We start from the raw sequence: 10,395 nt of genomic DNA, 5'->3' as shown, positions 1-10,395 counted from the left end.
GCGGTGATGGACATGTTCACCAACAACAACGTGGTGCTGGGGACGCGCACGATCGGCGGGGAGGGCGGAACCTTCACCCTCGTCGGGCCAGGGCAGGGGTCAGCCGGACCCAACCCAACCCGGATCGCCACGCCGCACGCCTGGCTGCTGCTGCGCGTGCTCACCGACGGCGGTGATGACCTGGCCGCCGCGCACAAGGCGCAGGACGGTTTCGCGCTGACCGGGCCGCCGGCGGCGTCCGCTCCTGTCTACGCCACCCGCGACGCCGCGCCGGACGCCTACTTCGCCGCTGCTCGCGCGCTGCTCGCCAGCGATCCGGCCCCGCCGAGCGACCTGCGCATCCTCCGCCGAACGGCCGCCTTCCTCGGCGCGAGGCCCTTCGATCCGGCCGCGGCCGCCGAGGGCGTCGACGAGGCGCGGCTGATCACCCAGTTCGCCAAGGGGCGCCAGACCTTCACGGGCGGCTGGTCTTATCCGCGCCCGAACCTGGGCGACTACGGGCAGGACTATCTCTATCGCGCCATCGTCGCCCTGCAGGGCCTGGGCGGCGCTGCCGGTGGCCGAGGCGATGTACATGAAGGCCGCCGGCGACGACGGCGCGGGTCTGTTCACGGGCGATGGCCTCTATCGCCTGAGCCTGCCGGCGCATCTGCCTCTGGACGGCTTCTGGTCGCTGTCGATGTACGAGGCCACGACCGACGGCCAGTTCTTCTTCACCGACAATCCGCTGAAGCGCTACACGATCGGCGACCGCACGCCGGGCCTGAAGCGCAATGCGGACGGGGGCCTGGACATCTGGATCGGCCGCGCCGACCCCGGCGGCGAGCGCTCGGCCAACTGGCTGCCCGCGCCGAAGACCGGGCCATTCGCCATGTACCTGCGCGCCTATCTGCCCCGGGCCGAACTGCTGGATGGCCGCTACCGCCTGCCGCCCGTGACCAAGGTCTAGCTTGTAGGCCTGATCAGGGCTCGACCCGGGCGGCGCTCGGCGGCAAAGTCGCGCCGACTCGTTCCTGAGGAGACCTTCCGATGAAGACCCGCGCCGCCGTCGCCTTCGAAGCCAAGAAGCCGCTGGAGATCGTCGAGGTCGACCTCGAAGGGCCCAAGGCCGGCGAGGTGATGATCGAGATCAAGGCGACGGGCGTCTGCCACACCGACGCCTACACGCTGGACGGTCTCGACAGCGAGGGCATCTTCCCCTCGATCCTGGGCCACGAGGGCGCGGGCGTGGTGGTCGAGGTCGGCGCCGGCGTGACCAGTGTGGCCGTCGGCGACCACGTGATCCCGCTCTACACGCCTGAGTGCCGCCAGTGCAAAAGCTGCCTCTCGGGCAAGACCAACCTGTGCACCGCGATCCGCGCGACCCAAGGCAAGGGCCTGATGCCCGACGGCACCAGCCGCTTCTCGTACAAGGGCCAGCCGATCTATCACTACATGGGCTGCTCGACCTTCTCGAACTACACGGTTCTGCCTGAGATCGCCGTGGCCAAGATCCGCCGCGACGCGCCGTTCAAGACCGCCTGCTACTGCGGCTGCGGCGTGACCACCGGCGTCGGCGCCGTGACCAACACCGCCAAGGTCGAGCCCGGCGCCAACTGCATCGTCTTCGGCCTGGGCGGCATCGGCCTGAACGTCATCCAGGGCCTGAAGCTGGTCGGCGCCAACATGATCGTCGGCGTCGACATCAATCCGGACCGCGAGGAATGGGGCCGCAAGTTCGGCATGACCCACTTCGTCAACCCGAAGGACGTGCAAGGCGACCTCGTCGCGCATCTGGTGGCTCTGACGGACGGCGGCGCGGATTACACCTTCGACGCCACTGGAAACACCGGCGTCATGCGCACGGCGCTGGAAGCCTGCCATCGCGGCTGGGGCGAGAGTATCATCATCGGCGTGGCCGAGGCGGGGAAGGAGATCTCGACCCGTCCGTTCCAGCTGGTCACCGGCCGTGTCTGGCGCGGCACGGCCTTCGGCGGCGCGCGCGGTCGCACCGACACGCCGAAGATCGTCGACTGGTACATGGACGGTAAGATCCAGATCGACCCGATGATCACCCACGTCCTGCCGCTGGAAGAGATCAACAAGGCCTTCGACCTGATGCATGCGGGCGAGAGCATCCGGACCGTGGTGACGTTCTAGGTTTAACGCTCCCTCCCCCTTGATGGGGGAGGGTAGGGTGGGGGTGACCGCGACGGCTGACGCCGCGCGCCTTCGCCTGCTCGGTAGATCACCCCCATCCCCGACCCTTCCCCCATCAAGGGGGAAGGGAGAGGAGACAATCCATGACCGTCGAAACCCTCTCCACTCACCGCGTCCACGGCGGAACGCTGCGATACTGCAAGCATGACAGCACCAGCACCGGCACGCCGATGAAGTTCACGGTGTGGACGCCGGACGGAGAGGGGCCTTTTCCCTATCTCGTCTGGCTGTCGGGCCTGACCTGCACCGAGGACAATTTCACGGTGAAGTCGGGCGTCTACGAACACGCCGCCCGGCATGGGATCGCCATCGTCGCGCCTGACACCAGCCCCCGGGGCGAGGGCGTGGCGGACGATCCGGCCTACGACCTGGGGCAGGGCGCGGGCTTCTATGTCGACGCCACCCAGGCGCCGTGGGCGCCGCACTTCAAGATGCATTCCTACGTCACTGGCGATCTGCTGGTGGCGGTCGAGGGCGCGTTCCCGCTGGACGGCGCTCGCAGGGGGATCTTCGGACACTCGATGGGCGGCCACGGCGCCCTGACCATCGCGCTGAAGCACCCCGGGCTCTTCAGGTCGGTCAGCGCCTTCGCGCCGATCGTCTCGCCGCTGAACTGCCCGTGGGGCGACAAGGCGCTGACGGCCTACCTCGGCCCCGACCGCGCCGCCTGGCGGCCGCACGACGCCTGCGCCCTGATCGAGGACGGCAAGGGCGGCGGCTTCGACGACATCCTGATCGACCAGGGCCTCGCGGACAATTTCCTGGAGAGCCAGCTGAAGCCCGAACTGATCGAAGCCGCCGCCGCCAAGGCCGGCCGCAAGGTCACGGTCCGCCGCCAGGAAGGCTACGACCACAGCTACTTCTTCATCACGACCTTCATCGCCGACCACCTGGCGTTCCACGCCGCCCGGCTCTAAGCGCGGGCGACGGCCTTGTCGGTGACAAGGCAAGGGGCGTGGAACAGGACGCGGCTCCAGGCCCCGCGGATCGTGCGGATCGCGACGATGACCCAGATGACGGCCAACGCCGCGATCAGCGACTGGCCCATCGCGCCCAGGGCGCGGATGGGCAGGAGGTGGGCCAGCTTCAGCGTGGCCAGGGTGAAGACGCCGAGCGGGAAGGTGTAGCCCCACCAGCCCAGATTGAACGGCAGACCGACGCGCAGTTGCCGCACCGTGATCAGGGCCGCCATCGTCAACCACCACAGGCCATAGCCCCACAGCAGCAGTCCGCCCAAGAGGCTGGCGCCGCGAAAGGCGACCGCGTAGCTCGCCAGGCCGTTCTGGCTCAGCACGGCGGGCGCGGCTTCGCCGAGCACCATCAAGGCGAGGGCGCCGGTGCCGATGGGGCCCAGGGCCAGCCAACTGGTCGCCGCCATGCCCGCCTCTGGCAGCTTGTGCAGCGCCATCCGCAGCAGCAGAACGGTCAGGATGCTGAGCGCCAGAGGGACCGACAGGGCCCAGAGGACGTAGCTGGTGGTCAGGACGTCCAGCCTGGCCGCCGGATCAGCCAGGTGGGGGATCAGCAGGGCGCCGCTAGCCGCGGCCACCTCGGACGGCACGATCGGCAGCAGCCACACAGCCGTCATCCGCTCGATGCCGTGGTCCTGGCGCGTGAACATCAGCAAGGGGATGACCAGGCCGCAGGCGATCGCCAGCAGGACGTCGATCCGCCACAAGACGTCGGCGATCGCGATGGCGCGCGGGCCCAGCAGGTCCGGGCCGAAGAGCAGGAAGCCGTTGACGATCGTCGCCAGCCCCATCGGGGCGCAGCCGAAGAACATCGACATCACCGGGTGTTCGAAGATCCTCCGGGCCTCGCGCGGGAACAGCGCCCAGCGCGCGGCGTAGAGACCGCTGAACACGCAGAACAGCAGAATATTGACCAGCCAGAGCGCCTGGCCGAGCGGACGCAGCGGCGTCTGGGCCAGGACGACGGCTAGCACGCCGGTGCCCATGGTGACGGCGAACCAGTTGGGCGTGAACGGGCGCACGATCTCGTCTTGCAGGCGGGAGAGGCCAGGGCGACGGTTAGTCATGAGACGATCCTTTCGCCCGGCGTCATGCGCCAAAGAAATCGTTCAATCCAACGCGTTGTTTATGTAATATCGTTCGATTTTATAGAACGTTTTGGATCGCGCCCAGGAAGGCCTCTCCCGCCTTGCTGCGCCAGCGGTCCCTATGGCGCACCAGCCAATAGTCGCGCGGCGGCAGGTCAAAGGCGACCTCGACCAGCGTTCCGGCCGCGAGGCTCGCCGCCGCGACGCTACGCGACAGAACGCCCGCGCCCATGCCGGCCTCGATCGCGCCGCGTACGGACTCGTTGTCGGGAAGGGTTACGGCCACCGACGCGCCGGCGGTATCGACGCCGGCCGAGCTCAGCAACAGGTCGAAGGCGGCGCGGGTGCCCGAGCCCGGTTCGCGCAACACCCATTCGGTCTTGGTGAGATCGGTCGCCTTGGGGCGATAGTTGGCCCAAGCATGCTCGGGCGAGACCAGGATCACCGGCTGATCCTGATCAACGACGCTGAGCTCCAGAGCCGGGTTCTCGACCGCACCCTCGACGAAGCCGAGTTCGGCCAGTCCCTCGGCCACCGCCTCGGCGACCTGGCGGGTGTTGCCGATGGTGACGTCCAGGACGATCCCGGGCCAGGCGCGCCGGAAGGCGGCCAGTCGGGCGGGGAGCCAATAGCTGGCGATCGTCTGGCTGGCCTGGATCGCCAGTCGCCCCCGGGAGAGGTCGCCCAGGTTCGTGAGCGCGGCTTCGGCGGCCTCGGCCCGCGCCAGCACCGCCTTGGCCTCGGACAGGAAGGCTTGGCCGGCGGGGTTCAGGACAATGCTGCGTCCGACCCGGTCAAACAGCGAGACGCCGTGCCGGTTCTCCAGCGCCGCCACCGCGCTCGACACCGCCGATTGGGTGAGGTTCAGCTCGCGCGCCGCCTGGGTGACATGCTGCCGCTCGGCCACGGCGACGAAGATGCGAAGCTGCTCGAGGGTCATGGCGCAGGTTTAGGCCGCGCGGCCGTTGGGGTCCACGCCGACCGGTTGTGACTCTTTCGTAATTCATCCTGGGTTCAGGCGGTGAACGGCCTTCTCACGGTCAAGCTGACTGGAGGGGAAATCCATGAAACTCGCATCGCTCGCCGCCGTTGCCCTGGTGGGCTTGAGCACGTCCGCCTGCGTGATCATCGACGCTGATGAGGGCCATCACGACGTCTCTGTGACCCGGGGCGCGTCGGCGGGGCTTGAGCCGCTGCAGGCCGTCCGCGTGGAACGCGACGACCTGGTGATCAGGGTCTCGTCAAACGGCTGCACGCGATCAGATGACTTCGCCGTGGAAAGCCAGCGCCGCGACGGCCTGACCGCCTTCACCTTCACCCGCAAGCGGCCCGACATGTGCCGGGCCCTGATCGCGGAGGGCGTCGAGCTGCGCTATCCCCTGGAGACGTTCGGCGTGGAGCGCGGCGGCCAGATCCGCGTGCGCAATCCGTTGGTGCGGCCCTGTCCCGGAAAGGGCGGGGAAGATTGACTCCCCGGCCGCCTTCGCTCATAAACCGCGCCTTCACGCCGCCGGCTCGCCGCGCGGCGCGATGAGCTTATGACGGATTGACCCGAAGCCGCCGTTGCAATCGCACCTCTCTCGAGGGGAGCCGGCCCGGATCGTTAGAAAGAACGACTATGTCGAAGCGCCATAGCGCCAAGTACAAAATCGACCGCCGCATGGGTGAAAACCTGTGGGGCCGTCCGAAGTCCCCGGTCAACCAACGCTCGTACGGTCCCGGCCAACACGGCCAGCGCCGCAAGAGCAAGGTGTCGGACTTCGGTCTGCAGCTGCGCGCCAAGCAAAAGCTGAAGGGCTACTACGGTAACCTGACCGAAAAGCAGTTCGCCCGCACCTACGAGGAAGCCGCCCGTCGCAAGGGCAACACCTCGGAGAACCTGATCGGCCTGCTGGAATCGCGCCTGGACGCCATCGTCTACCGCGCCAAGTTCGTGCCGACCCCGTTCGCGGCTCGCCAGTTCGTCAACCACGGCCACGTCCTGGTCAACGGCAAGCGCGTCAACATCCCGTCGTACCGCTGCAAGGCTGGCGACGTGATCACCGTCCGTGAAAAGTCGCGCAACATGGCCCTGGTGCTGGAGTCGCTGGCCTCGAACGAACGTGACTTCTGCGAGTACGTCTCGGTCGAAGCCAAGTCGATGACCGCCACCTTCGTCCGCGCTCCGGAACTGTCGGAAGTTCCGTACCCGGTGAAGATGGAACCGAACCTCGTCGTCGAATTCTACGCTTCGTAAGCGTCGGATCCGAAACGATACGGAAAAGGCCCTGGAGCGATCCGGGGCCTTTTTTGTTTTCCGCCCCTTGAAGCCGATCTCAAGGCCGCCTAGCTGTAGGACAGCGGGACCGGGCCCCTCTGGCGAGCGATGCAAGCGCTCGTGATGTCGGACCGCATCGGGTGTTCTCGATGTCTTGGGTCCGGCCGCCTATGCCCCCCTCCCCAAAAGGCGCCGTTCGAGGCCGGGAACACCCGATCCATCCCTTTTTGGACCGGAGGTTCCGTATGCCGCTTCTGATGTGCCCCAATTGCGACGCCTCGATGCAGAGCGTCCAGCGCGCCGGCGTGGAGTTCGACATGTGCGCGCGCTGCCGGGGCGTGTGGCTGGATCGCGGGGAGCTAGAGAAGCTGATGGCGCTGGAACGCGAGGAGACGCAGGCGGTCTATGGCCAGCCGCGACCCTACAGCCGACCCGACCACCACCACGATCACAGGCCGTCCGGCTATCGCCGCGACGAGGACGACCATCGCGGCGGGGCCTACGGCTATAAGAAGAAAAAGCGCTTCGACCTGTTCGACATCTTCGACTGACAGCCAGACCGATGAACCACTTCAAGACCTACATGCTGCTCGCGGGCCTCACGGCCCTGTTCGCCGGCGCCGGCTATCTGATCGGCGGCCCGACCGGGATGGCGATCGCCCTGGCCCTGGCCGTGGCGATGAACGCCTTCTCGTACTGGAACGCAGACAAGATCGTGTTGCGCACCTATGGCGCGGTCGAGGTCGACGAGACGCATCCCGAACCGCTGATCCGCAACTATGCCGCCGATGTCGCCGAGATGGCCGCCAAGGCCGGTCTGCCGCGCCCACGCATCACGATCATCGACAGCGTCCAGCCCAACGCCTTCGCCACCGGTCGCGATCCGGCCCATGCGGCCGTCGCCGCCACCACGGGCCTGCTGTCGCTGCTGACCCGCGACGAGATCCGGGGCGTGATGGCGCACGAGCTGGCTCACGTGAAGAACCGCGACACCCTGACCATGACCGTGACGGCCACGATCGCCGGCGCGATCTCGGCCCTGGCCAATTTCGCGTTCTTCTTCGGCGGTTCGCGCGACGAGGAGGGCAATGGCGGCGGCATCGGCGGGATGATCGGCGCGATCGCCATCGCTATCCTGGCGCCGATCGCCGCCATGCTGGTGCAGATGGCGATCAGCCGCTCGCGCGAATACGAGGCCGACCGCATCGGCGCCCAGATCGCCGGCGACCCCGACTCCCTGGCCCGCGCGCTGGAGAAGATCGAAGCCTATGCGCGCGGCGGCTACGAGAACGTCCAGGCCGAGCGCAATCCGGCCACGGCCCACATGTTCATCATCAACCCGCTGGCCGGGAAGGGCGCGGACAACCTGTTCTCGACCCACCCGGCGACCCACAACCGCGTCGAGGCGCTGATGCGCCTGGGCGTGGGCCAGGGCGCGCGGCGCGCGGCGGTTCCGGTCTCTGAGCCCGCCGTACGGCCTTCAGGCTTGGGACGGCAGACCGGCCCCTGGGGCTGATGGCCTAGGGCGAGATCGGCGGCAGGCGACCGTATTCCCAGGACCAGGGTGCGCCGGTCTCGCCCAGCGCGGCCTTGACCAGGGCGGGGATGATCCGCTGGCCGACGCCGCTGTTGGTCAGGATGACCACGCAGCGGCGGCCCTGGTCGACGCAGACCAGCATATTGTCGGTGATGTCGTTGTGGCCGCCCTTCAGGAAGGCCGGGCCCTGGGACCCTCGATAGACGACGACCCCGATGCCCGCCGCCAGTCCGATCTTGGCGTTGTCGGGGTTTTCCTCCGTGGTCAGCGTTGGAAACTCGTGGGCGCTCTTGATCGGCAGGCTAGGCTTCACGAACTCGGCGCGCGCCTTCGCTGAGAGACCCCAGCCTGACGCCATGGCGGCCGCCAGCTTGCCCATGTCTTCGATCGTCGCGTCCAGCGAGCCCGCCGCCTTGACGCTGGACCGGTCGTCGTGCGGCTCCCACTTGCCGTTCTCGTCCTGGCCGTCCGCGAGATTCCCGGCGAAGTCGTCGCGCCAGATCATGCTGGATCGGGTCATGCCCAGTGGTTGGAACAACCGGCGGTCCATGTCCTCGCCGACCTTCAGGCCTAGCCCTTGCTCGATGACGAACTGCATCAGGTTGATGCCTTCGCCTGCGTAGGCGTAGCGGCTGCCGGGCTGAAACTTGATGTCCAGCTTCTCGTCGGGGTTCAGCCAGCGGAAGTTCGGAAAGCCGGCCGAATGGGTCATCAGCATCCGCGGTGTGATCTCGCGCCAGCGCGGATCGTTCGCCAGGTCGGCATAGGCCTTGTAGTCGGGCAGGGGCTTTGGAAGGTAGGTCGCGACCGGCTTGTCCAGATCCAGCTTGCCCTCGTCGACCAGCATCATGACGTAGTAGGCGAACGTCGCTTTGGTCAGGGACGCGGCATACATGATGGTGTCCGGCGTCAGAGGATCGCCCTTGGCGTTGCGGACGCCGCTGGCCTTGAGGTGGGTGAGCTTGCCATTTTCGACGAGCGCCATCGCGACGCCGGGGACCTTGCCGGCCTCTCTCAGCCGATCGATCTCGGCGTCGAGCTTGCGATAGTCGGCCGCGAAAGCCGGAGAGATCGATGCGCTGGCCATCAGCGCGGCGAGGCTCAGAGACAAGAAAGCGAAACGAACGCGCACGAACCCTCTCCCCAAGGCTGGTCAGGCGGCCAGCGGCGCGCGATCTTCAACCGAGTTCGAGCGGTTCGCATAGAGGTCGATGAGCGCGAGGTGTTCACGCAGAGGTTTCGTCCTGGCCGGAGCGGCTTTCGTTCTGGCCGGCTGCGCGACCACGCCCCGGCTGGTTCCCGGCGAGACCTGGCCCGAGCTTGAGCCCTTGCTCGCGGTCTCGCTCGGTCGGCGCGCCGTGACGATCCGGATCGAGAGCCGGGGCTGCGCCGACCGCGCCAACATGGTGTTCCGGGTGGACCGTAAGGACGGCCGGGCGGTGGTCGCCTTCGCCCGCCGACGCTTGGAGACGTGCAAGGGGCCGAAAGGCTGGGCTGATCTGACCTTCAGCTATGAGGAGTTGGGCCTGAAGCGCGGCGAGCGGATCGTCATCGCGAACCCGATCGTCAGCCCTTCGGCGTGAACCGCTCGACCATCCAGGGCAAGACGCGGGCGGGTCGCTTGGCGGCGATGTCGATGAGGACCCAGTCGGTGCGGCTCTGGGCGCACATCTCGCCATCGGGGCCGTCAATGCGGACGTAGCGCTCGAAGCGCGGGCCCTTGAGCTCGCCGACCCAGGTGTAGCCGACGGCGGTCTCGCCCAGGAGAAGCTCGCGGCGGTAGTCGATCTCGTGGCGGCGCGCGACCCAGCTCCAGGGCGCGCGCTGCTCTTCGCTGGCCCAAGCCTCCCAATGCGCGATGGCCAGGTCCTGGGCCCATCCCAGATAGACCACGTTGTTGACGTGGCCGTTGGCGTCGATGTCCGACGCCTGGGGCTGGAAGGTCAGGGAGAAAGCGTCCGTGGGCGGGACGAACAGCCGGCTCACGCGCGTCGCCGCGCGTTGTTTTTAGAGGGCGAGCCCCCCAAGCGGCGAACCGCTATGCACTTCGCCTGAGGGCTCACGCAGCGAGGACGCCCTGTTCGCTCAGGAAGGTCTTCAGCTCGCCCGACTGGAACATTTCGCGGACGATGTCGCTGCCGCCGACGAACTCGCCCTTCACATAGAGCTGCGGGATGGTCGGCCAGTCGGTGAAGGTCTTGATGCCCTGGCGCAGGTCGTCGTCCTGCAGGACGTCGACGCCGACGAACTCGACGCCCAGGTGGTCGAGGATCTGCACGACGACCGACGAGAAGCCGCAGCGCGGCTGGTCCGGCACGCCCTTCATGAACACCACGACCGGAT

General features: G+C 67.6%; 12 protein-coding genes and 1 pseudogene. 8 read left to right on the top strand and 5 right to left on the bottom strand.

Translation table 11 applies throughout. The annotated features are described in order from the left end of the window. The 3 genes and pseudogenes from Q0379_RS15400 to fghA form a co-directional block, all read left to right on the top strand. Window positions 1–949 (top strand): annotated as a pseudogene (locus Q0379_RS15400) (DUF1214 domain-containing protein); the annotation flags it as partial. Window positions 950–1,029: 80 nt separating this feature from the next. Next, window positions 1,030–2,139 carry an S-(hydroxymethyl)glutathione dehydrogenase/class III alcohol dehydrogenase gene (locus Q0379_RS15395; RefSeq protein ID WP_299010610.1) on the top strand — a complete coding sequence of 370 codons (1,110 nt, stop codon included), beginning with the start codon at window positions 1,030–1,032 and terminating at the stop codon, window positions 2,137–2,139. A 143-nt stretch (window positions 2,140–2,282) separates the two neighbouring features. Further along, a complete protein-coding gene (gene fghA / locus Q0379_RS15390; protein WP_299010607.1) occupies window positions 2,283–3,116 on the top strand; it encodes an S-formylglutathione hydrolase in 834 nt (277 codons plus the stop codon). Here the strand turns inward: fghA and Q0379_RS15385 are convergent. Then, window positions 3,113–4,237 carry a TDT family transporter gene (locus Q0379_RS15385; RefSeq protein ID WP_299010604.1) on the bottom strand — a complete coding sequence of 375 codons (1,125 nt, stop codon included), beginning with the start codon at window positions 4,235–4,237 and terminating at the stop codon, window positions 3,113–3,115. The genes fghA and Q0379_RS15385 overlap by 4 nt on opposite strands. Window positions 4,238–4,316: 79 nt before the next feature. Continuing rightward, on the bottom strand, window positions 4,317–5,198 hold the full coding sequence (locus Q0379_RS15380) for a LysR family transcriptional regulator (protein ID WP_299010601.1): 882 nt from the start codon (window positions 5,196–5,198) through the stop codon (window positions 4,317–4,319). 124 nt (window positions 5,199–5,322) lie between these two features. On the opposite strand from Q0379_RS15380, the gene Q0379_RS15375 reads away from it, so the two are divergent. The 4 genes from Q0379_RS15375 (at window position 5,323) to htpX (ending at window position 8,031) form a co-directional block, all read left to right on the top strand. Then, window positions 5,323–5,727 (top strand): hypothetical protein, encoded by a 405-nt coding sequence (locus Q0379_RS15375; RefSeq protein ID WP_299010598.1) that lies wholly within the window; start codon window positions 5,323–5,325, stop codon window positions 5,725–5,727. A 149-nt stretch (window positions 5,728–5,876) separates the two neighbouring features. Further along, window positions 5,877–6,494 carry a 30S ribosomal protein S4 gene (gene rpsD / locus Q0379_RS15370; protein WP_066685780.1) on the top strand — a complete coding sequence of 206 codons (618 nt, stop codon included), beginning with the start codon at window positions 5,877–5,879 and terminating at the stop codon, window positions 6,492–6,494. 266 nt (window positions 6,495–6,760) lie between these two features. Next, entirely contained in the window at window positions 6,761–7,066 is a 306-nt protein-coding gene (locus Q0379_RS15365; RefSeq protein ID WP_299010593.1) for a zf-TFIIB domain-containing protein, read from the top strand. Between the two features lie 11 nt (window positions 7,067–7,077). Then, the gene (htpX, locus tag Q0379_RS15360; protein ID WP_299010590.1) at window positions 7,078–8,031 is read left to right on the top strand and encodes a zinc metalloprotease HtpX; all 954 of its coding nucleotides are present in this window, start codon (window positions 7,078–7,080) and stop codon (window positions 8,029–8,031) included. 4 nt (window positions 8,032–8,035) lie between these two features. Here htpX and Q0379_RS15355 read toward each other — a convergent pair whose 3' ends face one another. Further along, the gene (locus Q0379_RS15355) at window positions 8,036–9,184 is read right to left on the bottom strand and encodes a serine hydrolase domain-containing protein (protein ID WP_299010588.1); all 1,149 of its coding nucleotides are present in this window, start codon (window positions 9,182–9,184) and stop codon (window positions 8,036–8,038) included. Between the two features lie 79 nt (window positions 9,185–9,263). Between Q0379_RS15355 and Q0379_RS15350 the strand changes: the two genes are divergently transcribed. Beyond that, a complete protein-coding gene (locus Q0379_RS15350; protein WP_299010586.1) occupies window positions 9,264–9,635 on the top strand; it encodes a hypothetical protein in 372 nt (123 codons plus the stop codon). Here Q0379_RS15350 and Q0379_RS15345 read toward each other — a convergent pair. Next, window positions 9,619–10,038: a thioesterase family protein gene (locus Q0379_RS15345; RefSeq protein WP_299010583.1), complete on the bottom strand. Its 420-nt coding sequence runs from the start codon at window positions 10,036–10,038 to the stop codon at window positions 9,619–9,621. The genes Q0379_RS15350 and Q0379_RS15345 overlap by 17 nt on opposite strands. A 73-nt stretch (window positions 10,039–10,111) precedes the next feature. Beyond that, the coding region (gene grxD / locus Q0379_RS15340; protein WP_299010580.1) for a Grx4 family monothiol glutaredoxin at window positions 10,112–10,395 on the bottom strand (284 nt) is incomplete at its 5' end.

This window comes from uncultured Caulobacter sp. (genome assembly GCF_937900395.1).
Classification (GTDB): Bacteria; Pseudomonadota; Alphaproteobacteria; order Caulobacterales; family Caulobacteraceae; genus Caulobacter.
This window is presented reverse-complemented; position numbering and strand designations above follow the sequence as displayed.